The organism is Mesorhizobium sp. WSM4813, assembly GCF_055811555.1.
The window spans coordinates 1-26438 of sequence record NZ_JBVVQU010000052.1; the positions used below are offsets into that span (position 1 = coordinate 1).

Here is a 26438-nt window from a genome sequence, read left to right on the forward strand (position 1 = left end):
AGCAGGGCGACGCCCTCAACGCCATCCTGGCCGCCGCCGGCTACAACTTCTCCCTCCTGCTCAGGTGGCTGAAGGATTTTTTGTCGCTCTTGATCGCCCTGCTTCAACTTCGGCCGAAGTCGGAAGCCGCTTAGGGCCCGGATTGTTCACGGTCGACTAACGCAAAAACCCCGCACAAGGCGGGGTTCTGTCTGTGAGCGGTGCGCAGGCGGTCAGGCGGCAATCAGAACCTCGCCCAAGGTCAAGGCAAGCAATTGGGTGGGTCCATGCTATGCTTCGCATTGGGTGTTGGCTGGTCCCTAATCGCACCCTCGGTCAGGTAGGCCCTCGCTCCTCAGCCCCTCGACATCGGCGCTTTGTGCAACCTTTCATAGTAGGCCGGCCTGCTCGTTCAATTGATTCAGCGCCTGCTTCGTGTATCGATGGAAACCTTCCGCGATCACACGGTCGCAAGTTCTGTTAGCTTATTCCTTGCGGCGGACCTGTTACCCGCCTGGCCGGCGTCATCGCTCCCCTCCCAAGCGGCGCCGGCCTTCCCCTTGTATGGCGTTGCCAATCAGCAACCTTCGGTGGTCTTTTTCAGTTGACCGGGGGCAGCGGACTTGGCGTTCGTGTCTTGCTGACCAGAGGCGGCCTCCTGCGCGTTGCCAGTCTGCTGGCCAGGTGCGCAATCCTTGGCCGAGTTCGGGTTCGTGCCGCTGGTGGTGGTCGTGTCAGTTCCCTGATCGGTTGTGGTGGTTGTGGAATTGGCTCCCTGATCGGTGCTTGGCGTGGTGGTAGTCGTAGTCGTGGAGAGTTCTTTTCTCCTGTCTCAAGCGCACGACGCGCTCAGAAACCAACACGCGCACAAAAGGAATGTTCCAGCGAGAACATCATGACTGAGGGTGTGGTTGAATTACTCTTCTTGATCTATCTCTTTGGCTTCATCCCATCGAAGCAGCCATTCATAGCGCTGCGGCTTCCATGGTGGATATGGGCACGCTGAGCGCGGCAGGCCTCGGCAATAGGCGTCGACGCCTTCGTCTCGAGGGTCGGTCTTATGCTCTATGGCTGATTCCATGGCCATAATGGTGCACGACCGGGGGCGTGTCGGCAACTTCTTGCCATTCCTCCCTGACCTTGATGCTCACCCTCGGAATCTTTCTGTGTGTCAAACGATCATCGCGGACCTGTCGCGCCCAGATCCGTCTGAGACTGCGATATCCCCGCCATCCCCTACGGGCTGGGTAGCTCTGGCTACTTGCGCACGATCCATTCCAGCAAGTCAGGATCGACGTCATCGCTCCCGGTAAAGTCGCTGATCAAAAGCGCGGCAACCGACCGCCACTTATCTTCAGGGATATTCTCTTCGATCACGGTTTTTATGAAGGCGCTGCGCAGGATATCGCAGTCAAAAACCGATAGCTGGGCGCCTACTTGGGCTTTCGCCATCTCAGCCCTCCTGCCTCTAGGGCGGAAGCACTGACATCTCCCAAGCGTCCGCAATGCCTCTATTCGGTACGGACGACTTAGGGATTGTACGCTTTATTGCGAATTTCGCGAATCCGGCCTCGCTCAATGTGGCGCGGCCTCCAATCGTCGTCCCAGAAGTTCCTGCAACGACGCGTGCCGAAGATCTTCCTCGCGCACGCGGGCTTTGATCCCGGTTTAACCCACTGAGTGACCGGCCGCTTTGGTATGTTCTTGGGCGGTGGCCCGGCTTGTTCCTGCACTCGTTTCCAAAGCCGCTCGCGCATTTCGTGGTTGACGCTGACGAAAGAGCTGCCGACATATTTGCGGGTCCCCGGCTCGGCCATCAGAGCGAAGGCCAGCTTGCCCCTCTCGCGTTCAACTCCGAGAAGTTCAAACTCGCTTTCGGTGAAGGATCTTGTTTCAACCAATTGGTAGTCGGGCCGCTGCGACAGTTGCTGTCCCGACGCTTCGATACCATCCCTTTTCCAGGCCGGCCGCGTCGATCAGATGATAGATCGCGTTGGCGTCGCCCGGCATGGTCTCACTGAACTGGATGCGGCTATCAAACCCAATAAGGCCGGCCAGGATCTCCCGCCGATTACGGGAAGTGGACACTCTCAATACAGCGGCCTTCCTCTGAAAGGAAGTTGCGAGCAACAGCGCCATTAGCATGGCGGGCCGTGGTGATCGGCATGGAACTGAGCAGCGATTGCAATTGGGTCCCGTCAACAGAAGGCCTGGCGCAAGGCTAGGCACCGATGCCGGAACCGGCTCGTGCGCCACTATAATTCAATTATGACGAGGCACCGGCATGCCCGCAGCGCCAGGCTTTGCCATCAGTCCTCAATGCGTCGCTCAGAGATCGAGGCAAACGGTGCCTTGCGGCCGGCTGCAGCAGGCCAGCACATAACCAGCCGCCTTCTCTTCAAGGCTGAGTCCTCCAAGGTCGTCGATCACGACGTCACCTGAGAGCTTGATCGTCCGGCAGGTTCCGCAAATGCCCTGCTGGCATGCGAAAGGGATGTAGAGGCCGTTATTGCGCGCCGCATCGAGCAGCGTCTCTCCAGGCGCACACAGGTGCTCTACGCCAGACCGGGCGAAACGGACACAAGTTGGGCCAGCGGCAGCCGATTGAGGAGGCATGGAATTGCCCACGGCGCCGCCGAAACTTTCCTCGTGGTACTGCGAGGGTGCGATGCCGATCTCCGCGACGCAGGCCCGAACCGTCTGCATAAACGGCTCGGGGCCGCAAACGTAAGACGTGCGCTGGTGAACGTCCGGAGCCAGGCGCAAGAGCAAGGGGCCGTCGATCCGACCCTTAGGGCCCTGCCACGCCGAACCTTCCTGGCTGCAAATGAAGCTTACATCGACATTGGAGAATCGCGCGGCGAGCGCCTCCAACTCGGAGCGGAAGGCGATATCGTCCGCCGTCCGAGCGCAGTGAATGAAACGGATGTCATGGCCAGATGCCCGGTCGGTTAGCGTCCGCAGCATCGACATAACGGGAGTGATGCCGCTGCCGCCCGAAAGGAAAAGCGGCTTCTCGCATGGTAGATCGTCGAAGTTGAAACGTCCGACCGGCCCTTCGATTTCAATGTCGTGGCCCGGCCGGAGATTGTCGTGAAGCCAATTGGAAACAAGTCCGCCCTTCACCCGCTTCACCGTGATCTGCAGGTCGAGCGGTCGAGTCGGCGGCGACGACACCGAGTACGATCTTGTTACCCGGGTGCCGTCGATCGTCAGGTGCAGGACTAAATACTGGCCTGCACTGAAGCTGAACATGTGGCCAGAAGCAGCTGAAAAGACGAATGTTTTAACGTCGTGCGTCTCATCGATGACGCCCCGGCAACGCACGAACTGTCTTGAGTTCTCCGCCCATTGCCGTTGACGCAGCGCTGGAGCGAAATCGGCGGTCGAAAAGGGAACGTGCGCGTTCATGGTTTGACTCTGCTTGACCCGACCAGAATGGCAGCCCGGATACTTTCAAAAAAGCGGCAGATGTCGGCTTTACAATCGGATATTTCGATCTAGCTTTCCATGGACATAACGGCCAGATGGAGCGCGCGAATCCCTCTACGGATGATCGGCTCGTGCTTGCGGCGCGCCAGAATAGCGGTGTGGACGGGCTGCTGAAGCGCGGGCGCACCCTCGACCACAAAAGACGGCCGCTCGGCGGTATACCGCCGAGCGTCGTCACTGCGCATATAGCAAGTGCCACCCATGCGCCGCAGCATCGCTTCGGCGAGCGTTTCCGAGCCCATCGAAAGACGGCCTATCGCCAATTGCGGCAGCGCCTCGGCGTGGGCTTTTTCAAGCGCGACCGTGTAGCCCGGCCGGATATACATATCCGGGCTGACCTCCGACAGCATCCTGGCCGTCGTAGACACCATCACATATTCTTCGACCATGAGAGGATCGTAGGAGATTTCAGGGAGGTATCGGGGCGCGTATACCACAGCAATATCAAGATTTCCCAAGCTCAAATCAGAAATCATCTGCGGCGAGTAGTCGGACTCTACGTGAATTGACGAGTTCGGCAGCACCTGGAACAGAGTTTCCACCCAACCCGGCAATATCGATCGTGTCATCCCGACCTGCGCAGCGACGCGCAAGGTGCCCTCGAACCGGTTGAATGCCCGAACGTCATGGCGGGCCTGAGACCATGTCGAGAGCATGGCGCGCGCATAGGCTTCGAAACGTCGCCCCGCCGCAGTCGGTTCGGCGCCGGCGCGTCCCCTCAGGAAGAGCTCCGAACCAATGGCCTGCTCCAGGTTCCTGATGCGGGTGCTCACCGTCGACTGCGTGACCCCTAGCCGATCGGCCGTACGGTTAAAATTTCGTGACTCCATGATGTCGAGGAAGGTCTCGATGTGATCCAGCTGCATGTCGCCTCGCAATCGAAAAATCCGATCGTATTACCCCAGATCACGAGCTTGATCAAATAATTGCCAAGGCGGAAGCTGCGATTGAAGAAGCTGGCTGGGTTAGCCGGCCTGCCGCGCCAGGGAGTTGGATAGGGTGTTCATAGTCGATTGCGATTGTCACAATTACTGGTCGAGCGCGACGGTGCTCGAGCCCTATCTTTCCGGCGTCTGGAAAGACATGTTCACAGAAGGCGAAAAGACTGGTCCGAGAGGCGCCTTCCCGCACGGTCACCGTCCGTGGTTTCACCCGCAGGACTTCTCCCGCAAGGACGTCAGGCCAGAGACGGAGGCCGACAACTATCTCATCATGAAAGAAAAGCACCTCGACAAATACAACGTCGGGGCCGCTATCCTCACCGGCGACGAGCCGATCGAAGCCTCCACGCTGGCAAATCCCTATTACGCCAGCGCGCTGGTCAGCGCCTATAACGATTACCAAATCGCCGAATGGCTTCCCAAGGACAGTCGCTTTATGGGCTCCATCATCATCGCGCCGCAGGATCCGAGGCTCGCAGCAGCCGAGATCCGCCGCCTCGGCAACCATCCCCGTATGGTACAGGTTCTGGCCTCCCAAGGCTCGGTCAAACCCTACGGCGATCCGTTCTACCATCCTATTTTCGAGGCTTGCGCCGAAGTCGGGCTGCCATTTGCGATTCACTTGGGCGGCCATGGCGGCATCAATTGGAACGCGGTGGCGCCGGCTCCGACAACCTTTTTCTGGGAGACGCACGCTATTCTTCACATGTCGGCCTTGTCGCACGTGGCAAGCATGATCGCACATGGCGTTTTCGAAAAATGGCCGGATCTGTATTTCGTGATCATCGAGTGCGGCGTGGCTTGGGTTCCATCGGTATTATGGCGTCTGGACGCAGACTACAAAGCGCTGCGTAAGGAAACGCCGTGGCTGAAGATGCTGCCCTCGGAGTATTGCCGGCGCAACATCCGCTTTTCCACGCAGCCGCTAGAGCAGCCAGCGAACGTTCAACATCTCTGGGCCACTCTCGAAGCGATGGACGGCGAGAATACGCTGATGTTTGCCTCCGACTACCCGCATTGGGATTATGACGATGCCAACACGCTGCACATCCCGCCTGCCTGGAGGAGCAAGATTATGGGATTGAATGCGCTCGAGGTCTATAAACGCATTCCCCGCACGCAAGCGGCGAATGCCGCCTGACGGGAGCAGACAATGGCTGAGAAGACATACATTTGCCGGGTCGACGAAATCGAGACCGGGGCTCCCTACATCGCCAAAATCCGCAGCCTTTCAGTCGGGGTTTTCCGCATCGGAGATTCATTCCATGCCTTGCTGAACGTTTGTCCGCACCGCGGCGCTCCGCTTTGCGAGGGACCGCAATGCGGAACCACGGCGCCGGTCGACCAAGCGCAATTCATCTATCACCGCGAGAACGAGATCGTGCGCTGCGCCTGGCACGGTTGGGAATTCGACATAAAAACCGGTGCGGCCCTGGTCGATCCGGGCGTACGTGCCCGAACATTCCCGGTCACGGTGGAAGCTGGTGAAATCTATGTAACGGCGTAAGATTTGCGTCGAACCGCGGAAAAATCGAAAGGAGGCAAATCGCCTGAATCCGCCAGATCTGCTCGGTAAATGCGAACAACAAGAATGCGGGAAATCCGCAATGGGAGGAAGCAGTGTCGGAATCTGAATATAAACTGCGCTTGGCGCAAAACCTGATCGGCCGCGGCAAGGTTTCGCGCCGTGATTTCATCCATCTAGGGCTGGCGGCAGGCCTGACGGTCGCCGCCGCAGATATGCTCTTCGTGAGCGTGGCGCGGGCCGCACCCAAGCAGGGCGGCTTCGCCAAGCTCGGCATGGCGCATGGCGCGACGACCGATTCGATCGATCCGGCCGGCTATCCCGATACCTTCACGCAAACCGCCTTTTCGGGTGCCATGTCCAACAGCCTGACCGAGGTCGACGCGAAAGGCAGCATCCAGCCAGACCTTGCCGAGAGCTTCGAGACCTCGGACGACGCGACGACATGGGTCTTCAAGCTGCGCAAAGGTGCGACCTTCCACAACGGCAAGACCATCACGGCGGACGACGTGGTCGCCTCTATGCAATATCACATGGGAGCCGACACCAAATCGGCGGCGAAGTCGCTGCTCGAATCGGTGATTAACATCAAGGCGGACGGCCCGGAAACGATCGTTTTCACGCTAAACAGCGGGAATGCAGACTTTCCCTACATCATGAGCGACTATCACCTTGTCGTCATGCCTGCCAAGGACGGAAAGGCCGACTGGGAATCGGGCGTCCGGACCGGCGCCTTCGTGCTTGAGAACTTCCAGCCAGGCGTCTCGGCGAAGCTCAAGCGCAATCCCAATTACTTCAAGAACGGCAAACCCTATTTGGACGAGGTGGAGTTTATCGCCATTACGGACCTCGCCGCGCGTATGGCCGCGCTGTCAACCGGCGAGGTTGATTATATCGGCCGCGCCGACCTGAAAACGCTCGGCATGCTGAAGCGCAAGCCGAATATCGATATCCTTGAGGTCACCGGCTACGGCCATTACACGCTGCCTATGAACGTGACGGTTGCCCCATTCGACAACCCCGATGTGCGCATGGCCCTGAAATGGGCGATCGACCGCGAGGAAATCGCGCAGAAGATCTTCCTTGGCCATGCAACCGTTGGGAATGACAACCCGATCGCACCGGCTATCAAGTTCGCCATCAATCCGGAGCCGCAGCACAAGTTCGATCCTGAAAAGGCGCGCTTCCATCTGAAAAAAGCGGGTATGGAAAATCTCAAGGTCGACCTTTCCGTCGCCGACGCCGCTTTCGCCGGCGCCGTGGACGCAGCCGCCCTCATCCGCGAGACGGCGGCCCAATGCGGCATCGATGTCAATGTGGTGCGCGAGGCCGAGGACGCCTATTGGGACAATGTCTGGCTCAAGAAACCGTGGTGCGCCTCCTATTGGAGCGGTCGTGCAACGGCCGACTGGATGTTCACGCAGGCCTACTCGGCGGATTCCAGCTGGAACGAGACGTTCTGGAAAAATGCCCGCTTCAACGAACTGCTGATCCAAGCACGCGCGGAGACCGACGAGGCCAAGCGCTCCGCGATGTATGCCGAAATGCAGCAGTTGACGCATGACGACGGCGGCGCCATCATCCTGGTCTTCAACAATTTTGTCAGCGCCAAGTCCAAGAAACTGGCGCACGGCGAGTTGGCGCCGAACTGGGAGAATGACGGACTGAAGATGGCCGAGCGCTGGTGGGTAGCCAACGCGTGACGTTCGCCCGGCGAGAACCGCCCGCGCCGCGGGCGGTTCGCTCTTTTCAGGGGAAACGCTCGAAGGCACCGCCCATGAATCCGGTCGTTAGGACGGTTCTGCAGCGCCTGGGTCTCGGCCTGATCACGCTGTTCATCGTCACCATCATCATCTTTTCGGCGATTGCCATGCTTCCGGGCGATTTCGCCAAGGCGATGCTCGGGCAATCCGCGACGCCCGAGACGGTCGCCGCATTCCAGCGCGAGATCGGCATCGATCGTCCGCCGGTTGAGCGCTATTTCGCCTGGGTCGGGCAGATCGTGCAGGGGGATTTCGGCTCTTCCTTCGCAAGCCGCACCGGCTACCGGCGCACAGTCGCCGAGATCATTGCGCCCCGGCTGTACAACACGATGTTCCTTGCCGTGATGACCGCCCTTATAGCGGTTCCACTCGCGCTGGGACTCGGCATTCTCGCCGCTCTCTACCGCAATAGCTGGTTCGACCGTGTGGTGAACACGGTGACGCTGACGACGATTTCATTCCCCGAATTCTTCGTCGCCTATATGCTGGCCTATCTCATCATCTCGCGCGACACGTTCATTGGAACCGAATTCGCACAATCCCTGCCCGAGTGGCTCGCGGCTTCGATCAACTGGGTCCTGAACCTGGTTCCCAAATTTCCGACACTGGCGAACATCAGCGACCGAACGCCGTTCTGGGAGCACGTCTGGCGCGCAGCGCTGCCGTCCATCACCCTCACGCTGGTGATTGTTGCCCATATGATGCGTATGACGCGCGTTGCGATTATCAACATGCTGGCAAGCCCCTATATCGACATGGCGCGGCTCAAGGGAATGTCGCCGATGGCAATCGTTCTCAGACACGCCCTGCCCAATGCCTGGGCGCCTATCGTCACGGTAATTGCGTTCAACCTCGCTTATCTCATCGTAGGCGTGGTCGTCGTCGAGGTGGTGTTCGTCTATCCCGGCATCGGCCAATTGATGGTCGATGCGGTGAAGTCCAGGGATGTTCCGGTCGTGCAAGCCTGCGCCCTAATCTTCGCAGCAACCTACATCCTGCTCAACCTGACCGCCGACATCATTTCCATCGCCACCAATCCGAGGCTTTTGCATCCGCGATGACCAGCACCGAACATGTCGTGGCGGTTCCGAGACAGAGGCGCACACGCGCCTCCCGGGTAAAAACCGCACTCAAAAAGGCTCCATTCAGCGCTTGGTTCGGCATCGTGGTCATCCTTGGCTATGTCTTCGTCGCGCTGTTAGCGCCCTGGATAGCGCCGTACGGAGAAACGCAGGTTTTCACCGAGGCTTTCGCGCCTTGGAGCCAGGAGTTCATCGTCGGGACCGACCAACTCGGTCGCGACGTGCTCACCCGGCTGATCTATGGCGCGCGCAATACGATCGGCATCGCCTTCGCGACTACGCTTCTGTCCTTCGCGGTCGGCGTCACGCTCGGTTTGCTGGCCGCGATGTACCGGGGGTGGCTCGACCAGATTCTGTCGCGCGCGGTAGATGTGCTGATGTCGATCCCGAGCCTCATCTTCGCGCTGATGTTGCTATCCATTTTCGGTTCGTCGGTCACCAGCCTGATCCTCATCATCGCCCTGCTCGATTCGACCCGCGTATTCCGGCTGGCGCGCGCGGTCGGGCTGAATGTTGCCGTCATGGAATATGTCGAAGCCGCGCAACTGCGTGGCGAAGGGCCAAGATGGATTCTGACCAAGGAGATCCTGCCCAACGTGCTGCCGCCGCTGATCGCGGAATTCGGCCTGCGCTTCTGTTTCGTTTTCCTCACCATCGCCGCGCTCTCCTTTCTCGGCGTCGGCATCCAGCCGCCGACAGCCGACTGGGGCTCGATGGTGCGGGAAAACGCCACCCTCATCACCTATGGCGACATCACTCCGCTCTTGCCGGCAGGCGCGATTGCCCTTCTCACGGTGTCGGTGAATTTCGTTGTCGACTGGTTCTTGCACGTGACAAGCGGGTTGCGCGATGAAAAGTAAGAATTCTGGCCAACGCGAAAAGGGAACAAAACTCCTCAGCGTTCGCAACCTTCACGTCGAAGGGTTTTCCGACGAGCGCTGGTATCCAATCGTTCGCGGCGTGGATCTCTCGCTAAAGCGCGGTGAGGTTCTCGGCCTCATAGGCGAGTCCGGCGCCGGAAAGTCTACCATTGGGCTTGCCGCGATGGGATATGCCAAGCCAGGCTGCCGGATCACGCAAGGATCCGTCCTGTTCGACGGGGTCGACCTCCTCGCCATGACCGAAACCGCACGGCGGCGGCTCCGAGGCTCGCGCATCGCCTATGTCGCGCAAAGCGCGGCCGCTTCCTTCAACCCGGCCCATCGGCTACTCGATCAGACCGTCGAAACGGTCGTGGCGCACGGGATCGCCAGTCGCGAGGCAGCGAATCGGGATGCCATCAAACTTTACCGGCGTCTTCACCTGCCGGATCCGGACACCATCGGCTTCCGCTATCCTCACCAGGTCTCAGGAGGGCAGTTGCAGCGGGCTATGACGGCGATGGCTATGGCCTGCCGGCCCGACCTGATCATCTTCGACGAGCCGACGACGGCGCTGGATGTTACCACACAGGTCGAGGTCCTCGCCTCGATCCGCCAGATTGTCGAAGAATTCAACACTGCCGCGATCTACGTCACGCATGATCTGGCCGTGGTTGCGCAGATGGCGGACCGGATCATGGTTCTGCGCCATGGCCGTACTGTGGAGGAGGCCGAAACACGCCAGATGCTTGCGGCGCCGGCCGAAGACTATACGAGGACGCTCTGGGCGGTGCGAAAGCTAGCCAAACCCGAAGTGCCGGCCGCGGACCATCTGCTCACGATCGATAACATCACCGCCGCCTACGCAGGGAAAGTCAAGGTTCTGCAGGATGTATCGATCAAGGTGCCGCGCGGACGGACGGTAGCGGTCGTTGGTGAATCTGGTTCCGGTAAATCAACGCTCGCCCGCGTCATCACCGGCCTGCTGCCGCCGGTCTCGGGCTCGATCTCATTTGCGGGGCATCGTCTGCCAAGAACACTGAAAGAGAGGCCCAAAGACATTCTGCGCCGCATTCAGATGATCTACCAGATGCCTGACAACGCGCTCAATCCGCGTCAGACCGTCGAGGAAGTCATCTCCCGGCCACTCGAGTTCTATCTCGGCCTCAAAGGGGCGGCGTGCGACCGCCGCGTTGGCGAACTCATGCACATGATCGAGATGGACGAAAGCTTCCTCGATCGTCTGCCGAGCGAACTCTCGGGCGGTCAGAAGCAGCGCATCTGCATTGCCCGGGCGCTGGCTGCTAATCCGGAGCTCATCATCTGCGACGAGGTGACCTCAGCCCTCGACCAGATCGTACAGGAAGAGATCCTGAAGCTTCTTATGCGGCTGCAACAAGAATTCGGAGTTAGCTACATTTTCATCACGCACGACATCGCGACGGTGAGGGCAATCGCCGACGAAATTGTTGTCATGCATCAAGGCAAAGTCGTCGAGCAGGGGCTCAAGACCGAAATCCTGACGCCGCCGCATGCTCCGTATACCGAACTGCTTCTCTCCTCCGTGCCGGAGATGGATCCAGACTGGCTGACGAAGCTGCTGGAAACCCGGGAGCGCAAGCGGGTCGGCGCGGCGAACTGATCCCAACGCAAGACCTATTCGGGTGAAAATGCGAACGCCAGCGTCCTCTGATGATTTGCGAGCGGTAGCCATCCAAATCGGCTTCCAGTCGTCACCTTGGGGCGGTCTGGCTACTAAGGCGAAACGCGCACCCGCGCCTGGTGTTCCGTGTAGGCAAGAAAGCCGCGTCCTGAGGGAGAGGACGCGGGCCGATCGGTGCATCGGGCCGTCTGCAGCCGTTCATTGGGAGGTACCAGTGCTGCGCGATTCAAACGTCCTGGTTCGGCCGCCGGACGGAGACAAAAAAACCCACCGCACCTTTCCGCACGGCGGGCTTTCAGTCGTTCACCAGGCATGGGGTCTATGCCATGTATCTCGGCGCCTTCGATATCCTGCACCTGAATGGCCACGATCTGAGTGAAATCGGCTGCAAGGGGCGCTGCGAAATCCTCTTCGGCATCATCAAGCCAAACAGCCGGATCCAGTTCAGCGAGGCGATGCCTGATGACCCAAAGGCGATCTTCTATCTCGCCGACCGGGCCTGCCTCCAGGGCATCGTCTCGAAGCGCGCCGACACCAAATATCGCAGCGGCCCGACGTCGAAGTGGCTGAAGACCAAGAGCTTCACAGAAGGCGAGTTTGAGCTGTTCGGCGTCGAGCGTGAGCCAGGCAAGGTGGCATTCGCGCTTTTAGCGGAACTCGGCACAAGGAAATAGTCGGTTCGGCGTTCATCACCCTGGGCCGCGAAATGCGGGAACGACTGTGGAAGCGTGTCCAGGAACATGCCGGGCCGCCGCCCGAGGCCATGAAGAAGCGGCCGGCGACGCAGTAGGTCGCTCCTGGCGTCAAGCTCCGCATCAAGCGTTTGCGCGGCGACCACAGCCACATACGCCACGCTTCGCTGTTGAGTAGACTCGTCTGGGCATCAGCGAGCCACGCTGGCCTCACGGTGGCGGGCTATTACCTTGCAGGTCGCTAGTCAGAACTCTGACGCGGCCGATTTCGTCGAACTGCCCTGCATCGTATTTTTTAGATGCCATTTCACGGACTGCATCCAAGCCGAAATCTTCGACGGCTTCGGTCGATGTCACGACGAGGACACGCTCTGTTCCATCAAAGGCTTCAAGCACCAACTCGAACCGCTCAGTGGTTCCCTCTTCGCCAGTAAAAACCAGACCCATATGCCCTCTCCCTAACCAATAGGAGGGTCTACTGTTCTACCGGAAACGGCTGGTGATCAGGCTCGGCATGATGGAACACTTGCCTCAGATCGCGCGCATCGAAGGTCTGCCAGCAGACTGGGCCGTTAGACTAGATGAAATGCTCCGACTAACCGTCGACTGGGCCATCGTGCCGCATGCCCTTGCAGCCGGTTCCGGGGTTATTGGTCCTGCTCAGCTTCATCTCTTCGAGACATCTGGCTCTGGGTTGGCGATCGTCAAGACGGCTTGACCGGAAGCCGGAATTTGTTCTTATTCCGTTCTCATGGAAATCGAAACGTTAGGCGATGCCTGGAACCGGCGTGAGGCTGACCGCTGCGTGTCAAGCATCTTCGTGGCGATCACAGCCACATACGCCATGGATCGCTGCTGGGTTTCAGTGACGAGGAGTAGCTTCGTTCTGGGCATCGGGTTAGCCGCTCGACCGTCTCGATGATCGCCTTGGCCAGGGGGTCGCCCTCGTGCACAGGTTCAGGCGGGTTGAGCAACCGACCATCAGCTCCCGGGTGGTTGGCAACCCGCCCTGATGCTGCCGCATTAAACGCTGACGACCAGACACAAATCTGGCTCTTGCGTAGCTCGCTAAATCCTGCCAGCTCCGGTGCGGATTATGCGCCGGGCCTGCTGAGTTCTATGAAGGACTGACCTCATTTGTTCCGGGCAAGATCTTTTCCCATCGCGGCAAGGACTGCTTTTCTGGTCACGCTGGCAGGTGTCCTCCTGCTCGCGCTTTCGCCCGCGTGGCTTTTGCAGAATTTCGGCTTGGGCTTCACCTCTCATGATGACAAGCTCAATCACGCCGCAGCGTTCGCGGTGTTGGCGGCAATCGGCAGTTTCGGTTGGCCAGAGCACAGGGCAAGACTGATAATTTTTCTTGCTCTTACCGGCGCGGCGATCGAGATCCTTCAGGGAATGCCAATGATAGGACGCGACATGGAATTGTTCGACTGGTTTGCCGACTGTGCCGGCATAGCGTGCGGGCTCACAATTGCAAGCTGGGCAAAAAGGCTTGTTAGCGGATTGTCCTAGGTCACTTCCTTTCATGCTGGGCTGCGTCAGGCAGCTGCGCTTGACCGTAGAGCGGCCGGCCAGCGCGGACCATAGCGCGGGGCAAGCGCGATCTGATACGCTCGCGGAGCTTCCTGGAAAAACCCTGTTCCGGCTCGCCCATTTGATCCTCCAGGCTGCGACTCGTCCACTTCCACCGGCTCGTGCCCTGGCTGCTCATGCCAGATGACCTGTCGAAGCTCGCGAGAGTCAACCAATTGACCACACGAGGAGCATTCATAGAAATGTTCGCGCTCGTCCTTAACCGGGCCGTGTTTCGTGCCGGAATCCGGGGGCCCAGGTCGGATAGCTTCGTCATTGCCGGTCAACTTCGCCTCCGATGAAAGGTTCCTCCACTCGCTGACCGGAAGCGCGCACGATCCAATTCGCGTTGGCTAGCACGGCCTCTCGCATTTGCTGTCGCAGATCATCATCGCGACCTCGAGACCGAGGAGCGACTGCGCCGAGTATGCCTATGTTAGGTGGAACAGTCCCCGCAGGCATCTCTCACCTAACGGTGCCATGCGCCGTAGGCTGTTTTGGCATCGAAAGTGATGGGGACGCTGTGCATCACGCACGCTGCCGCCGCTCGAAACACCTGACCAACACAATTTTCGGCCAACGTTCAGCGGCCCTCGAGGCCCCCCAACCATCTCGGCGCTATTGCGGCAGCCAGTCATTCGGATTTGCCCCTTGAGAGGGGCGGCTCAAGATCTGCAGACATCTGGTCGATGGTAGTCGATCCTTCTGGCCGATCGGCGAGCAGCGGCTTGCGCGAGAGCATTGCGATGGGCGGCGGCTAGGAAGCTGATTTCGCTTTCTTCCGGAGATGCCAATCTGGGCTCAACAGAGAGCGGCGCAGAACCGTTCCAATGTTCGAACGCAAGGGCGCTGCTTCCGAGCCAACCAATCTTGCATTTTATTTCATGACGTTTGGCACTTCTGCGCCTCCCATGCGTTAGGGAGAGTTCAATAAATGCGGCGCGGGCAATGGATCGTCACTGGACTGCCTCAGTAGCATTGGGTTTGTTCCTGCTGACGATCAGCTACGTCGAGCAAAAAGCCTGGGCGCAGGCGCCGTGCCCTGCTGACCATGGCAGACTGCTCAGCGCCCTCAAGGCGAGCGTTAGGGCGAGCGGCGGCCCCCGCAATGGCGGCTTTGACACCCATGAATGGGCGGCGGTTGTGGCGCGCGACGGGGCGGTCTGCGCCGTCGCCTTCAGCGGTCCCACGCCCGACGCCCAATGGCCCGGCAGCCGCCTGGTTGCAGCCGAAAAGGCCAGCACGGCCAACGGGCTCAGCCTCGCCCACATGGCCCTTTCGACCGCTAACCTCTATGCCGCGGTCCAGCCGGGCGGAGCCCTGTTCGGCCTGCAGGCCACCAACCCTGTCAACCAGGCGGCCGCTTATGGCGGCAATCCTACGACATTTGGAAGTTCCAGCGACCCGCTGACGGGAAAGCTCGTCGGGGGCATAGTCGCATTTGGCGGCGGTCTGGCGCTTTACGATGAAAAAGGGATCGTCGGGGGACTTGGCGTGAGCGGCGATTCCTCCTGTGCCGATCACAATGTCGCCTGGCGCACGCGCGCTGCGCTTGGACTGGACAACGTGCCGGCCGGCGTCAATCCAAATCGCAAAGACGCCATTGTCTATGATCTCGACCCCGGCGGGAAGAGCGCTTCCGGCTGGGGACATCCATTATGTGCCGGAAGCGAGGCGGACATAGCAGCGGAGCTCGGCGCTGGGGTCGGCGGCTCGATGCACGAATGAGACAGGCGCAACAGGCGATGGCGAAGGTCAGTCTCTTTCCCAAAGGGGATACAGGGCGATGGCCAGGATAGTTGGTCGCACCAAAATGAGGGTGATCGGCTGGACCTTGCTGGCGGGCTTGGCGCTCGTGGCCGGAGCGGTCGCCCAGCCGGCGGAGCCTGCCATAAGGCCGCCTGCTGCAGCGGCTCCACCCGAAGACGGCCAGTGGACGATGCCGGCGAAGAACTATGCCTCTACCCGCTACAGCGAACTCGCTGAAATCACCGAAGACAACGTCAAGACCCTGCAGGTCGCCTTCACCTTCTCGACCGGCGTGAACAAGGGCCAGGAGGCTGCGCCGCTGGTTGTCGGGGACACGATGTATATCGTAACGCCTTTTCCCAATATTCTCTATGCGCTTGATCTCGCCAGACCCGGCGCGCCGATGAAGTGGAAGTTCGAGCCGAATCCCGAGCCTGCCGCGCAGGGTGTTGCCTGCTGCGATGTGGTCAACCGAGGTGCGGCTTTCTCCAACGGGCGTATCTACTTCAACACGCTCGACGGACACACGATCGCGGTCGTCGCGGCTACCGGCAAACCGGTCTGGAACACCCATATCGGCAACATCAATATCGGCGAGACCATCACCATGGCGCCGCTGGTGGTTAAGGGCAAAGTTCTGGTGGGCAATTCCGGCGGCGAAATGGGCGTGCGCGGCTGGATCAAGGCGCTTGACGCCGACGACGGGCATGTCATCTGGACCGCCTACAGCACCGGCCCGGATGCCGAGGTTCTGATCGGCCCCGACTTCAAGCCGCATTACGACATGGACAAGGGCAAGGATCTCGGCGTCACATCGTGGCCGCCGGACGCCTGGAAAATCGGCGGCGGCAATGTGTGGGGCTGGATCTCATATGACCCGGATCTGGACCTGATCTTCCATGGCACTGGCAATCCCGGCCCCTGGAATCCCGACCTGCGCCCAGGCGACAACAAGTGGACGTCCGGGATCTTTGCCCGGGATCCGGACACCGGCACTGCGAAGTGGTTCTATCAGTGGACCCCGCACGATTTGCACGACTACGACGGCATCAACGAGCAGGTGCTGCTGGATATGACCTGGCAGGGCAAGCCCCGCAAGGTGCTCGTCCGGCCGGAACGCAACGGCTATGTCTACATGCTGGATCGCACGACAGGCGAGGTCTTGTCCGCGGTGCCATTCGGACCTGTCAATTCTAGCAAGGGAGTCGACCTCAAGACAGGCCGGCTGAGTGCAAATCCCGAGAAAGAGACCGGCACCGGCAAGGTCGTACGCAACATCTGCCCGACCGCATCCGGCCTGAAGGATTGGCAGCCCTCGGCGTTCTCGCCCAAGACCGGCTTGCTATACATCCCGCACAACAATCTGTGCATGGACGAAGAAGGCGTCGAGGTGAATTACATCGCCGGCACGCCCTATGTCGGCATGAATGTCCGCATGATACCCGGGCCGGGTGGACATCGCGGTGTCTTCACCGCCTGGGATGTCGCTGCCGCCAAGCCGGCGTGGATCCTGGAGGAGAACTTTCCGGTGTGGAGCGGTGCCGTCGTTACGGCCGGCAACGTCGTGTTCTACGGAACCATGGAAGGCTGGTTCAAGGCGGTGAGTGCAACGACCGGGAAACTGCTTTGGCAGTTCAAGACCTCTTCCGGCATCATCGGCCAGCCGATCACCTATCGCGGTCCCGACGGGCACCAATATGTCGCGATCCTGTCGGGTGTCGGCGGCTGGGCAGGTGCCATCGTGTCGGGGGATCTCGACCCGCGCGACGCCAGCGCTGCGCTCGGCTTCGCCAACGTCATGAAAGATCTGAAGGACGTAACCACGCCGGGAGGTACGCTGTATGTATTCCGGCTGCCTTGAAGCGATCGGCGGGCCTGCGCGACGGGGGAGAATGCGTTCCCGGCATTCTATCGCGACAGTCGGCGCGCTGGCCTTTTCCCTTGTTGCCGCCCTGGCGAACGCGCGCGAGCTGCGGGTGTGCGCCGATCCCAACAACATGCCCTTCTCCAACGCTGGCGGCGAAGGCTTTGAAAACAAGATCGCGGGGATTGTCGCCAGGGAACTTGGAGCCACTCTTTCCTATACTTGGTGGGCGCAGCGCCGCGGCTTCATCCGCAACACGTTGAAGGCCGGTCTGTGTGATCTCGTGCCCGGCACGCCCGCCAATCTCGAAATGCTGCGCACCACCGCGCCTTATTACCGCTCGTCCTACGTTTTCGTGACGCGCAAGGAGGCGCCGGAAGTCAGGTCCTTCAACGATCCTCGCTTGCGTAATCTGCGCATCGGTGTCCAGCTGATCGGCGATGATGGCGCCAACTCCCCACCCGCCCAGGCGCTCGGGCGCCGCGGGATCGTCGGCCATCTCATCGGCTTCCCGGTCTATGGCGACTATTCTGCGCCGAACCCTCCGGCGCGCATCATCGAAGCGGTCGCGAGCGGCGAGATCGATATGGCCGTCGTCTGGGGCCCGCTGGCCGGCTACTTTGCCGCCAGACAGAAGGTGGCGCTGCGGATTACGCCGGTTGAACCGCGGATAGACGGTCCGCGATTGCCGATGATCTACGACATCTCAATGGGCGTGCGCCACGAGGATAATGTGCTGCGCGGCGAAGTGGACGCTGCCCTTGCAAAGCACCGCGCCGAGATCAACGCCATTCTGGCGCAGTACGGCATGCCCCGGCTCGATACTGCTGGAGCGCCGTGACATGAACCGCGGCCTTCCCTCGCTGTTGTTCGCAATGCTCGCCATTGCCGGATGCCAACGCGAGGAACGCGACACCCGCCCTCAGTCTGCGCTCGGCTCGGGCGAGCAACCGACGCCGGTCACTGCCCTCGCGCCCGGCGGCCAGCGGCCGTCCCCGTCCGACAACAAGGCAGCGGCGTTCGAGGCAAACGCGTTCCATCTTAGCCAGGGCAAACGTCTGTTCAACTGGTTCAACTGTTCCGGATGCCATGCCAATGGCGGTGGCGGCATGGGACCAGCGCTCATGGACGAAAAGTGGATTTACGGCAGTTCGATCGAAAGCATCCACGCCACGATCAGAGACGGGCGCCCGAACGGGATGCCGAGCTTCCGTGACAGGGTCCCCGACGATCAGATCTGGGAGCTTGCCGCTTTTGTCCGCTCGCTGAGCGGCAACGTACCCTCCTCCGCCGCGCCAGGGCGCGACGACGATATGATGGTGCATCCCTCCGAAAATCGCCTGCCAAATGCCGCGACACTGGGGAAGTCGCCGTGAGACGCTTTGTTTGGGCAATGTGCGGCGCAGCCTCCATTCTGCCCCTTGCAGGATGCAGTGGCTGGCAATCCGCCCTCGATCCGAAGGGCCCGGCAGCGGGCGAGCTCGCCTGGCTGATCTGGTTCTTCACCGCCCTCTGCACCGTGGTTTGGCTCCTGGTGATGATCGTGCTGATCATGACGCTGATCCGGCGCGCACGACCGATCGGAGATCCGCTTGTCCTCGACGCCACTTCCGAGCGCCACAAGACGCGAGTTGTCTTTGCGGCGCTCGGGGCCACCGCAGTGGTCCTGATCGGGCTAACGCTGTTGAGTTTCTTCGCCAACAGGACGCTCGCTGCCATCGGCTCGGATGCGGCGCTGACAATCCGCGTGACCGGGCATCAGTGGTGGTGGGAGGTGCGCTATGAAAACAGCCAGCCGAACCGCATCCTGACGACCGCCAACGAGATCCACATCCCGACAGGCGAGCCGGTGCGGTTCATTCTCACCTCGACCGACGTCATCCATTCCTTCTGGGTGCCGAATCTGGCCGGCAAACTGGACCTCATTCCGGGCCACGAGAATGTTCTTGATCTCAAGGCGGACAAGCCCGGCGTCTATCGGGGCCAATGTGCCGAGTTCTGCGGTGCTCAGCATGCCAATATGAGCACCTTCGTAATCGCCGAGCCTCGGCCCGTTTTCGAGGCCTGGCTGAACGACCAGTTGAGGCCGGCCGCCCCGCCTGCCTCGCCAGAGGCGAAAGCCGGCCATGACCTGTTCCTCAAGCGGCCCTGCGTGATGTGCCACAAGATCGGCGGCACCATCGCCGGCGGCACGGTTGCCCCCGATCTGACCCACGTCGCCAGCAGGCAAACGCTCGCAGCCGGAACGCTGACGATGAGCCGCGGCAACCTTGCGGCATGGATAGCCGATCCGCAGGGGATCAAGCCGGGCGCCCATATGCCAGTGGTGGATCTGAACGGTGACGAGTTGAACGCGATCGTCGCCTATCTTGAGGGCTTAAGATGAGCAGCGCCGACCTCGCTCACGAACGTGGCTCCACCCACAAACCCGACTTGGCCTCAGAAGGCAACTTGGCCACTGAGCGCGACGGCCCGCGCGACACTGGCCTCGACGATGACAGCCTTGACCGCTGGCTTGCCCGAACGTGGCAGACCGCACCTGGCATCATCGGCGCCCTTTCGACCGTCGATCACAAAATCGTCGCGCGGCGCTACCTGATCACCGCCTTCGTGTTCCTATGCCTCGGTGGGCTGAGCGCGGTCGCCATGCGCGTCCAGCTATCGGGTCCCGAGCGCGGGCTGATCGGGCCGGACCTCTACAATCAGTTGTTCACGATGCATGGCGTGACGATGATGTTCCTGTTCGCCGTGCCGATCGTGCAGGCGAGCGGCATCTACCTTGTGCCGCTGATGGTCGGCACCCGCAATATCGCGTTTCCGCGCCTTGTCGCCTTCAGCTTTTGGATCTTCCTGTCGGGAGGCATGTTCGCCTGGGTGTCATTCGCGCTCAACATGGCGCCTGATGTTGGATGGTTCGCCTATGTGCCGCTGTCTGGTCCCGAATTCGGACCAGGCAAGCGCGCCGACGTCTGGGCGCAGATGATCACCTACACCGAGGTCTCGGCACTAGCAGTCGCGGTCGCAACCATCGTGACGGTTCTGAAGCAGCGCGCCCCCGGCATGTCGCTTGACAAGATCCCGCTCTACGTCTGGGCGATGCTGGTCACCTCCTTCGTGGTCGTGTTCGCGATGCCGGCGGTGATGATCGCCTCGACGTTCCTGATCCTGGACCGGCTGGTCGGCACCCACATCTTCAATCCCGTCGAAGGCGGCGACGCATTGCTCTTCCAGCATCTTTTCTGGTTCTTCGGCCATCCCGAGGTCTACATTATTTTCCTGCCGGCGACCGGGATGGTCTCCTCGATCATCGCCGCCTTCGCACGGCGCCCGGTGCTTGGGTATTTGGGGCTGGTGCTGTCGCTGATCGCCATTGGGTTCTTGTCATTCGGCCTCTGGGTCCACCACATGTTCACCACCGGTCTGCCCAAGCTCGGCGCGAGCTTCTTCACCGCATCGAGCATGTTGATCGCCATTCCGAACGGCCTGCAGATATTCTGCTGGCTGGCGACGCTCTGGGACGGTCGGCCGATCATCAGGACGCCGCTGTTGTTCGTGTTCGGCTTCTTCTTCATTTTTGTCGCCGGTGGTCTGACCGGTGTCATGCTGGCTTCTGTGCCGTTGGACCTGCAAGTTCACGACACCTATTTCGTGGTCGCGCATTTCCATTATGTGCTCATCGGCGGGTCGGTATTTCCCTTGCTGGGTGCCGCCTATTTCTGGTTTCCCAAGATCAGCGGCAGGATGATGAACGAGCGCCTCGGGCGCTGGCATTTCTGGCTTGCCTTCATCGGCTTCAATGCGGCGTTCTTCCCGATGCATATAGTCGGCATCTGGGGCATGCCGCGACGGGTATACACCTATCCGGCGGAGCTCGGTTGGGGTGACATCAATCTGTTCATAACTGCGGGCGTGGTTGTCCTGTTCGTGAGCTTCGCGCTTTTCACCATAAATGTGGTGCACAGCTCCTTGAGGGGCGCCCCCGCCGGCGACAACCCATGGAATGCAGGCACATTGGAATGGGCGACGTCATCGCCGCCGGCGAGTTACAATTTCGCCCGCATTCCGGTCGTAACGCACGTCGAGCCGCTATGGGCCGAACGCGTCACGGTTCCGGTAGCAACGGGGCTTCGGGTTGATGCACGCGAACTGGTCATCTCAACCGTGGCGGAGGCACATCCCGACGTGCGCGAAAAGTCGCCGACGCCGTCGATCTGGCCGCTATTCGCCGCCCTCGCAGTCGGGGGTACCTTTCTCTACTCGATCTTCAGCCCATGGGCAGTGGTTTGGGGAGCGGGACCGATCGCCATCACTTTGGTCGGCTGGTTCTGGCCGAGAGGCGGTGCGGAGGACGAGGAATGAAACAGCGGCCTGCCGTCGATCTTTCCGAGCTCCCGACGTTCGCGCACGGACCGCGCACCCCGACCTGGTGGGGCACTCTCGCGTTCATGGCGCTCGAAGGCATGGGATTCGCGCTCGCGGCGGGAAGTTATCTTTACCTCGCCTACCTGTCACCCCAATGGCCATTGAGCGCGCCAGCGCCGAACCACTGGCCGGGCACCATCGTGACGCTTTTGCTGCTTGCCAGCCTGGTGCCCAACCACATATTAAAGCGCTATGCTGAGGCCTGCGCGATGGTGCCAGTGCGCATTGGCCTCGTGGTAATGTCACTACTCGGGATCGTGCCCCTTGTCGTGCGCTGGTTCGAGTTTCCAGCCCTCAACATCTATTGGGACACCAATGCCTACGGCTCTATGCTCTGGGTGTTGCTCGGCCTCCACACCGCGCACCTGATCACCGATGTCGGCGACACGCTGGTGTTGACCGCTTTGATGTTCACGCGCCACGCCAACAGTGGCCGGCGCTTCGCCGACGTGGGTGACAACGTCTTCTACTGGGACTTCGTGGTCCTGACCTGGATTCCGATCTATCTCTTAATCTATTGGATGCCGAGGCTTGATTGAGATGCGCACGCTTCGGCCAGGCACCTCATGGGGCGGCCTCTTGTCGGGGCCGTTGGCCTGGGCCGTGTCGACGCAACTGAATTACGCCGTTGTGGAATGGCAGTGCGCCCACCGGATTCCTGTCATACCCTTCATCGCACTGGCGCTTGCGATAATGTCTCTGGTTGGCGGGGCGCTATCATGGCGGGCGCGGCAACAGGGCGGCGCCTCCTTCAAACCGGAGCGCACGCGCGGCACTGAAGCTTTTGTTGCCAATCTGGGCATGCTGACTGCAGTGCTGTTTGCACTGGTCATCATCATGCAGGGCGCCGCCTCGCTCATTCTCGACGAGTGTGTGCGATGAGCTTCGATGCGCTCTTCTCGACCTCGATCTGCTATGGCGGCAGCGCCCCGGGGTGGACACTGGCGCTGCCGATCACGCTGCCGTTGGCGACGATCGCATTGCTGTATGCGGCAGGCGCCATTCGACTCTGGCGTAGGAGCGGTCGCGGCCGCCCGTTGCGGTCGCAACAGGCCCTGCTGTTCGCTTCCGGCTGGGCCGTATTGGCGTCAGCGCTCGTCAGCCCGCTTCATCCGTTGGGCGAGCGCGTGTTCACCGCGCACATGATCGAGCACGAATTGCTCATGGCGGTCGCAGCGCCTCTGCTGGTCGCCTCTCGTCCGGTGGCTGCGATGATGTGGGCACTGCCGATCTCGCTAAGGCAAACGCTAGGCGCAGCCGGGCACGCGAAAATGCTTCAGGCCGTCTGGGCCGCGACCAGCCGTCCCGTCGCGGCCACCATCCTGCATGCTGCTGCGATATGGGCGTGGCACGTGCCAATGCTGTTCGAGGCTGCACTAGAACGCGGTTTCCTGCACTATGCCCAGCATGCCAGCTTCTTCGGCACCGGCGTCTTGTTCTGGTGGGCGCTGCTGCCGCGTCCCGGCCGTGAACAAGCCTATGGCAGCGCGGTCATGCACCTCTTCTTCACCTCGCTGCACACCGGTCTGCTCGGGGTGCTGCTCCTGGTCTCGCCGAGACTTTGGTACCCCGAAAATGCCGCCGGCGCGCAATTGTGGCGCCTCAGTCCACTTGAGGACCAGCAACTCGCCGGCCTGGTCATGTGGGTTCCGGCCGGCCTGATCTACGGTGGAACTGCCTTGTTGCTGGCAGGCTTGTGGATCCGCTCGAGCGGACAGAAAAACCGGGAGGCGTCGCTTGCGTTCCGACCTTTCTAGGCTGGTTTTCGGCACGAGCGCCATTGTCGTACTGGCAATTTTAGCGGCGCTGACATGGTGGTTGGAACGCACCGATAGGATCGAACGGGAAGCAAATAATGCAACCGGTGGCATTGGTACCCGTGCCATACCGATCATGATGGCCAATGGTTGCGCCGGTTGCCATACAATCACCGGCGTCCCCGGCGCGCATGGACTGGTCGGCCCGCGCCTGGACGCCACCCTGGCGACCAAGGTCTATGTCGGCGGGGTGTTATCGAATAATCCAGAGAACCTGATCCGCTGGATTCGCGCCGCCAGGAAAATCAATCCGCAAACGGCAATGCCTTCGACCGGCATTTCCGAGCAGGAGGCTCGAGACGTCGCGGCCTATTTGTATGCGCTCAGGTGAAGCTAGAAGCTTGTCATCCCGACCAGCGGTCCTGAACAGGAAGTCGACCTTCGCGCGGATCTTCTCTGCAGAATACTGTGCCAACCGAGCGCGGCCGTTCTTATCGAAAGTCCCGTGGCTAGGCAGCTTGATCGGCATAGTCTCCGGCTCGGGATATCCTGCGGCCACATTGATCAGCTCAAATTGAAAACGCGGGATTTCAGGTAGGAAGGAGCCCTCCAGAGACATAGAGATTAATCGTCTGGGGCGCGTGGCGTATTATTCGGACGGTGTTGGAAGCACGAATTCCGAAGCGGGCGCGCCGAACTGATCGTTCGCTAGAGCGCCGGAATTGGCTGATCCACTGCGCCGCGTTTAGGCCGTTGAGGTCAGCTTTTGCCACGTTCTGGAAGCGGACATAGCCGGCGACCATTCTTTAAGTCGCGGTTGCGCATCGCATAGTGGGTTCACCAGGCAGGTGTTTCCGCGATGACATCTCCTAAGCGAACGCCGGTCCACTTGACCGGCGTGCCTCAAGTTCCATTTTCGGATGAAGCAGCTACCTCGCTTGCCACCCCGAGGTGTGACTGACATGTCGAAGATCCTAGTCGCAGTTGCAACTGTATGCCTGACATCCATGCCGGTATTTGCCGACAACGTCGATCTGGCGTTGGAGGCTTTTCACGGCACTTGTCTTGCGCACGGACCCGACTTCGAACGGACCGTCGCGATGGGAAACTTGGATGGACGCCGTTGTCCGGTGAGGCTGCCGCTTCAATTGCTCCACTAGATAGCGTCGATGCCATTCAGGGATGGGTGCCAACTGGGAACGATATGCCGGCCAAAACCACGATCGCGGTAACAAAGGCCACCTTGAACGGCAACGTCGTGCAGACATCACGCTGCTCGATACTGACCGGGCGACGTTCGAAAAACGTTTCTTCGAACGGACGGATGCCGAAAAGATCGAGGAAGACAGAAAAGGACCACAAATTTCCAAGGTTTTCATACTGATTGCCGGCAATCGCAAGCAGCTTGGGCATTTGACGTCGCCGAATTCCCCGGATACTCCGAATATATTGATTGCAAGCTCGATAGCCGACGGCTGATCGACGTTCCTCAAAGGTCGGCCGTCCCATTTCGGCCTGCTTGCAATGGCAGGTGTCTAGCCTGATCCGGAATGGACGAAGGAAGGACGAGCAAAGATGCGACTGGCAGGCACGATATCCGGCGCTGCTCTGTTGTTCGCATCAATGGCTCCGGCAAGCGCCCATCCGCATGTCTTTGCCGAAGCGAGGCTGGACCTGACCGTTGGCTCTGACCGGACCATCAAGTCGCTTCGGCATCTTTGGCGTTTCGACGATCTCTTTTCCAGCACGGTGCTGATGGAGTTCGACAAGAATTCCGATCTCGCCCTTGACGCTAAGGAGCTCATGAAGTGGCTCTCACTGCATGCGTCGCTTGCCGAGTATAATTATTTCCAGCTTGTGACCTTGAACGGCAAGGACATGGAAATGGCGCCGCCGCCGAAGCTTGTGGCCAAGTATGAGAACGACCAGCTGGTCGTCCTGTTCGAGACACAGCCGAAAGACACATTGGCCCCTTTCGGGAAAAGTCGGCGTCGGCATCTATGACCCGACCTTCTACACGGCGATTGAATTTACCGATGATGACAAGATGGCGGTCGTCGGCCTGCCCGAGGGATGCGATCGCTTGGTCGTGCGTCCCGATCCGGAAACCGCGATCGCGCAGAACCAGACAAAGCTGACAGATGCGTTTTTCAGTGATCCGACTGGGACCAATCTCGGCAAGATTTTCGCGACCCGCCTCGAATTGACCTGCCAGTGAAGCGAAGCCGATTTGATCGCCATGTTCCCGACGCTTGTCGAATTCCAGCGCCCGATTTATCTAGCGCTAGCCGAGCAAATTAACCTGCTTTCGGCCGGGGGCGGCTGGCTGGCATTCATGGCCTTCCTGCCGATGGGCGTCGTCTTCGCGCTGCACATGCGCTGACGCCGGGTCATAGCAAAGCCGTCCTGGCGACGTACCTTGCTGGTTCGGATGCGAATGTTTCGCGCGGCCTTCTGGTATCGATCACTCTCTCGTTTACCTGTGATGATAGCCGTACTGATTGCGGTTCTCTCGCTGCCGCTGGTCTCCATCGCCTTGGGCAGCGTCGGCCGCGCTCCGCTTCTGGAGGATATCAGTCGTGGGCTGCTCGGCCTCATTGGCGTGTGGATGCTGTGGCGCGCTTTGCGCCACAGCCATCACCACAAGCATGACGGCGAGGCCTTCGGGGTCATGGCAGGTTTGATCCATGTCCTCTGACGCTTTTCGCCATGACCTTCGCGATGTCCAGGGGCATTCCCGGCGCCGTCATTCTCTTCGCAAGGCGCGTTTCGTTGAATGACTGAAATGGGCAGGAGAACGAACCCGCTGGGCGAGATGGTCGCGCGCGGTGAGGTTGAGGTCACGATCAGGTTCCCGCGCGCCCGCACTAAGCGTCGTTCGGCGGGGACAGAGCATCACAGGCTTCTTCAACAAGGAGCCTGGCCCTGCCCGTCCCAAGCGCAATTTGCCTCATTCAAACAGACGAGGACAGTAGGCCAGCCTACCCCTACGGTAGGAGGTCGTTCTGTCGAATTCGTCCCGGGGCAATTATTGTAGGTTGTGCGGAAATAGAAGCAAACTCGCCATTCCTCAG

At 60.4% G+C, this 26438-nt stretch carries 25 protein-coding genes and 2 pseudogenes; 21 read left to right on the forward strand and 6 right to left on the reverse strand.

What is annotated here, in order from left to right; translation table 11 throughout:
* Positions 1–1236: 1236 nt before the first annotated feature.
* From AC0L25_RS25040 to AC0L25_RS25055, 4 genes are all read right to left on the reverse strand, one after another.
* Positions 1237–1431 carry a hypothetical protein gene (locus tag AC0L25_RS25040; protein WP_473597974.1) on the reverse strand — a complete coding sequence of 65 codons (195 nt, stop codon included), beginning with the start codon at positions 1429–1431 and terminating at the stop codon, positions 1237–1239.
* A 441-nt stretch (positions 1432–1872) separates the two neighbouring features.
* Entirely contained in the window at positions 1873–2118 is a 246-nt protein-coding gene (locus tag AC0L25_RS25045; RefSeq protein ID WP_473597975.1) for a hypothetical protein, read from the reverse strand.
* Positions 2119–2307: 189 nt separating this feature from the next.
* The gene (locus tag AC0L25_RS25050) at positions 2308–3390 is read right to left on the reverse strand and encodes an FAD-binding oxidoreductase (RefSeq protein ID WP_473597976.1); all 1083 of its coding nucleotides are present in this window, start codon (positions 3388–3390) and stop codon (positions 2308–2310) included.
* A gap of 89 nt (positions 3391–3479) precedes the next feature.
* Positions 3480–4337: a LysR family transcriptional regulator gene (locus AC0L25_RS25055; protein ID WP_473597977.1), complete on the reverse strand. Its 858-nt coding sequence runs from the start codon at positions 4335–4337 to the stop codon at positions 3480–3482.
* A gap of 133 nt (positions 4338–4470) precedes the next feature.
* Between AC0L25_RS25055 and AC0L25_RS25060 the strand changes: the two genes are divergently transcribed.
* The 7 genes from AC0L25_RS25060 (at position 4471) to AC0L25_RS25090 (ending at position 11979) form a co-directional block, all read left to right on the forward strand.
* Positions 4471–5553 (forward strand): amidohydrolase family protein, encoded by a 1083-nt coding sequence (locus AC0L25_RS25060; protein ID WP_473597978.1) that lies wholly within the window; start codon positions 4471–4473, stop codon positions 5551–5553.
* Positions 5554–5565: 12 nt separating this feature from the next.
* Positions 5566–5919 carry a Rieske (2Fe-2S) protein gene (locus AC0L25_RS25065; RefSeq protein ID WP_473597979.1) on the forward strand — a complete coding sequence of 118 codons (354 nt, stop codon included), beginning with the start codon at positions 5566–5568 and terminating at the stop codon, positions 5917–5919.
* A 113-nt stretch (positions 5920–6032) separates the two neighbouring features.
* On the forward strand, positions 6033–7640 hold the full coding sequence (locus AC0L25_RS25070) for an ABC transporter substrate-binding protein (RefSeq protein WP_473597980.1): 1608 nt from the start codon (positions 6033–6035) through the stop codon (positions 7638–7640).
* A gap of 74 nt (positions 7641–7714) precedes the next feature.
* Positions 7715–8761: an ABC transporter permease gene (locus AC0L25_RS25075; protein WP_095488652.1), complete on the forward strand. Its 1047-nt coding sequence runs from the start codon at positions 7715–7717 to the stop codon at positions 8759–8761.
* Entirely contained in the window at positions 8758–9642 is an 885-nt protein-coding gene (locus tag AC0L25_RS25080; protein WP_473597981.1) for an ABC transporter permease, read from the forward strand. The genes AC0L25_RS25075 and AC0L25_RS25080 overlap by 4 nt, the downstream gene beginning before the upstream one ends.
* The gene (locus AC0L25_RS25085) at positions 9632–11284 is read left to right on the forward strand and encodes an ABC transporter ATP-binding protein (protein WP_473597982.1); all 1653 of its coding nucleotides are present in this window, start codon (positions 9632–9634) and stop codon (positions 11282–11284) included. The genes AC0L25_RS25080 and AC0L25_RS25085 overlap by 11 nt, the downstream gene beginning before the upstream one ends.
* A gap of 347 nt (positions 11285–11631) precedes the next feature.
* Complete coding sequence (locus AC0L25_RS25090; RefSeq protein ID WP_473597983.1) at positions 11632–11979, forward strand: ATP-dependent DNA ligase; 348 nt, start codon at positions 11632–11634, stop codon at positions 11977–11979.
* 228 nt (positions 11980–12207) lie between these two features.
* Here the strand turns inward: AC0L25_RS25090 and AC0L25_RS25095 are convergent, their stop codons facing one another.
* Positions 12208–12444, reverse strand: coding sequence for a hypothetical protein (locus tag AC0L25_RS25095; RefSeq protein WP_473597984.1), 237 nt, complete (start codon positions 12442–12444; stop codon positions 12208–12210).
* Between the two features lie 52 nt (positions 12445–12496).
* On the opposite strand from AC0L25_RS25095, the gene AC0L25_RS25100 reads away from it, so the two are divergent.
* From AC0L25_RS25100 to AC0L25_RS25155, 12 genes are all read left to right on the forward strand, one after another.
* A complete protein-coding gene (locus AC0L25_RS25100; protein ID WP_473597985.1) occupies positions 12497–12715 on the forward strand; it encodes a hypothetical protein in 219 nt (72 codons plus the stop codon).
* A gap of 419 nt (positions 12716–13134) precedes the next feature.
* A complete protein-coding gene (locus AC0L25_RS25105) occupies positions 13135–13512 on the forward strand; it encodes a VanZ family protein (protein ID WP_473597986.1) in 378 nt (125 codons plus the stop codon).
* Positions 13513–14520: 1008 nt separating this feature from the next.
* Positions 14521–15300: a GlcG/HbpS family heme-binding protein gene (locus AC0L25_RS25110; RefSeq protein WP_473597987.1), complete on the forward strand. Its 780-nt coding sequence runs from the start codon at positions 14521–14523 to the stop codon at positions 15298–15300.
* Between the two features lie 85 nt (positions 15301–15385).
* The gene (locus tag AC0L25_RS25115; protein ID WP_473598011.1) at positions 15386–17182 is read left to right on the forward strand and encodes a methanol/ethanol family PQQ-dependent dehydrogenase; all 1797 of its coding nucleotides are present in this window, start codon (positions 15386–15388) and stop codon (positions 17180–17182) included.
* 31 nt (positions 17183–17213) lie between these two features.
* Positions 17214–18026 carry a substrate-binding domain-containing protein gene (locus AC0L25_RS25120; protein ID WP_473597988.1) on the forward strand — a complete coding sequence of 271 codons (813 nt, stop codon included), beginning with the start codon at positions 17214–17216 and terminating at the stop codon, positions 18024–18026.
* A gap of 1 nt (position 18027) precedes the next feature.
* Complete coding sequence (locus AC0L25_RS25125) at positions 18028–18561, forward strand: c-type cytochrome (protein ID WP_473597989.1); 534 nt, start codon at positions 18028–18030, stop codon at positions 18559–18561.
* Positions 18562–18578: 17 nt separating this feature from the next.
* Positions 18579–19571, forward strand: a complete 993-nt coding sequence (coxB, locus tag AC0L25_RS25130) for a cytochrome c oxidase subunit II (RefSeq protein ID WP_473598012.1) — start codon at positions 18579–18581, stop codon at positions 19569–19571.
* The gene (gene ctaD, locus AC0L25_RS25135; protein WP_473597990.1) at positions 19568–21544 is read left to right on the forward strand and encodes a cytochrome c oxidase subunit I; all 1977 of its coding nucleotides are present in this window, start codon (positions 19568–19570) and stop codon (positions 21542–21544) included. Before coxB ends, ctaD begins: the two co-directional genes overlap by 4 nt.
* Complete coding sequence (locus AC0L25_RS25140) at positions 21541–22146, forward strand: cytochrome c oxidase subunit 3 (RefSeq protein WP_473597991.1); 606 nt, start codon at positions 21541–21543, stop codon at positions 22144–22146. The genes ctaD and AC0L25_RS25140 overlap by 4 nt, the downstream gene beginning before the upstream one ends.
* Before the next feature lie 64 nt (positions 22147–22210).
* The gene (locus tag AC0L25_RS25145) at positions 22211–22489 is read left to right on the forward strand and encodes a hypothetical protein (RefSeq protein WP_473597992.1); all 279 of its coding nucleotides are present in this window, start codon (positions 22211–22213) and stop codon (positions 22487–22489) included.
* Entirely contained in the window at positions 22486–23364 is an 879-nt protein-coding gene (locus tag AC0L25_RS25150) for a cytochrome c oxidase assembly protein (RefSeq protein ID WP_473597993.1), read from the forward strand. The genes AC0L25_RS25145 and AC0L25_RS25150 overlap by 4 nt, the downstream gene beginning before the upstream one ends.
* Positions 23345–23755, forward strand: coding sequence for a c-type cytochrome (locus AC0L25_RS25155; RefSeq protein ID WP_473597994.1), 411 nt, complete (start codon positions 23345–23347; stop codon positions 23753–23755). The genes AC0L25_RS25150 and AC0L25_RS25155 overlap by 20 nt, the downstream gene beginning before the upstream one ends.
* A 785-nt stretch (positions 23756–24540) precedes the next feature.
* On the opposite strand, the gene AC0L25_RS25160 is transcribed toward AC0L25_RS25155, so the two are convergent.
* Positions 24541–24777, reverse strand: a complete 237-nt coding sequence (locus AC0L25_RS25160) for a hypothetical protein (RefSeq protein ID WP_473597995.1) — start codon at positions 24775–24777, stop codon at positions 24541–24543.
* 162 nt (positions 24778–24939) lie between these two features.
* Between AC0L25_RS25160 and AC0L25_RS25165 the strand changes: the two are divergent.
* Both AC0L25_RS25165 and AC0L25_RS25170 read left to right on the forward strand, forming a co-directional pair.
* Positions 24940–25582, forward strand: a pseudogene (locus tag AC0L25_RS25165) (DUF1007 family protein).
* Positions 25583–25603: 21 nt separating this feature from the next.
* Positions 25604–26124, forward strand: a pseudogene (locus AC0L25_RS25170) (HoxN/HupN/NixA family nickel/cobalt transporter); the annotation flags it as partial.
* Positions 26125–26438: the final 314 nt, after the last annotated feature.

Excerpts from the sequence above, each read along its gene's own strand:
- AC0L25_RS25125 (WP_473597989.1), top strand. The coding sequence starts at position 18,028 with ATGAACCGCGGCCTTCCCTCGCTGTTGTTCGCAATGCTCGCCATTGCC.
- AC0L25_RS25095 (WP_473597984.1), bottom strand. The coding sequence starts at position 12,444 with ATGGGTCTGGTTTTTACTGGCGAAGAGGGAACCACTGAGCGGTTCGAG.
- AC0L25_RS25055 (WP_473597977.1), bottom strand. The coding sequence starts at position 4,337 with ATGCAGCTGGATCACATCGAGACCTTCCTCGACATCATGGAGTCACGA.
- AC0L25_RS25075 (WP_095488652.1), top strand. The coding sequence starts at position 7,715 with ATGAATCCGGTCGTTAGGACGGTTCTGCAGCGCCTGGGTCTCGGCCTG.
- AC0L25_RS25115 (WP_473598011.1), top strand. The coding sequence starts at position 15,386 with ATGAGGGTGATCGGCTGGACCTTGCTGGCGGGCTTGGCGCTCGTGGCC.
- AC0L25_RS25160 (WP_473597995.1), bottom strand. The coding sequence starts at position 24,777 with ATGCCCAAGCTGCTTGCGATTGCCGGCAATCAGTATGAAAACCTTGGA.
- AC0L25_RS25065 (WP_473597979.1), top strand. The coding sequence starts at position 5,566 with ATGGCTGAGAAGACATACATTTGCCGGGTCGACGAAATCGAGACCGGG.
- AC0L25_RS25050 (WP_473597976.1), bottom strand. The coding sequence starts at position 3,390 with ATGAACGCGCACGTTCCCTTTTCGACCGCCGATTTCGCTCCAGCGCTG.
- AC0L25_RS25045 (WP_473597975.1), bottom strand. The coding sequence starts at position 2,118 with ATGGCGCTGTTGCTCGCAACTTCCTTTCAGAGGAAGGCCGCTGTATTG.
- AC0L25_RS25080 (WP_473597981.1), top strand. The coding sequence starts at position 8,758 with ATGACCAGCACCGAACATGTCGTGGCGGTTCCGAGACAGAGGCGCACA.
- AC0L25_RS25090 (WP_473597983.1), top strand. The coding sequence starts at position 11,632 with ATGTATCTCGGCGCCTTCGATATCCTGCACCTGAATGGCCACGATCTG.
- AC0L25_RS25085 (WP_473597982.1), top strand. The coding sequence starts at position 9,632 with ATGAAAAGTAAGAATTCTGGCCAACGCGAAAAGGGAACAAAACTCCTC.
- AC0L25_RS25120 (WP_473597988.1), top strand. The coding sequence starts at position 17,214 with ATGCGTTCCCGGCATTCTATCGCGACAGTCGGCGCGCTGGCCTTTTCC.
- AC0L25_RS25110 (WP_473597987.1), top strand. The coding sequence starts at position 14,521 with ATGGATCGTCACTGGACTGCCTCAGTAGCATTGGGTTTGTTCCTGCTG.
- ctaD (WP_473597990.1), top strand. The coding sequence starts at position 19,568 with ATGAGCAGCGCCGACCTCGCTCACGAACGTGGCTCCACCCACAAACCC.
- AC0L25_RS25150 (WP_473597993.1), top strand. The coding sequence starts at position 22,486 with ATGAGCTTCGATGCGCTCTTCTCGACCTCGATCTGCTATGGCGGCAGC.
- coxB (WP_473598012.1), top strand. The coding sequence starts at position 18,579 with ATGTGCGGCGCAGCCTCCATTCTGCCCCTTGCAGGATGCAGTGGCTGG.
- AC0L25_RS25040 (WP_473597974.1), bottom strand. The coding sequence starts at position 1,431 with ATGGCGAAAGCCCAAGTAGGCGCCCAGCTATCGGTTTTTGACTGCGAT.
- AC0L25_RS25140 (WP_473597991.1), top strand. The coding sequence starts at position 21,541 with ATGAAACAGCGGCCTGCCGTCGATCTTTCCGAGCTCCCGACGTTCGCG.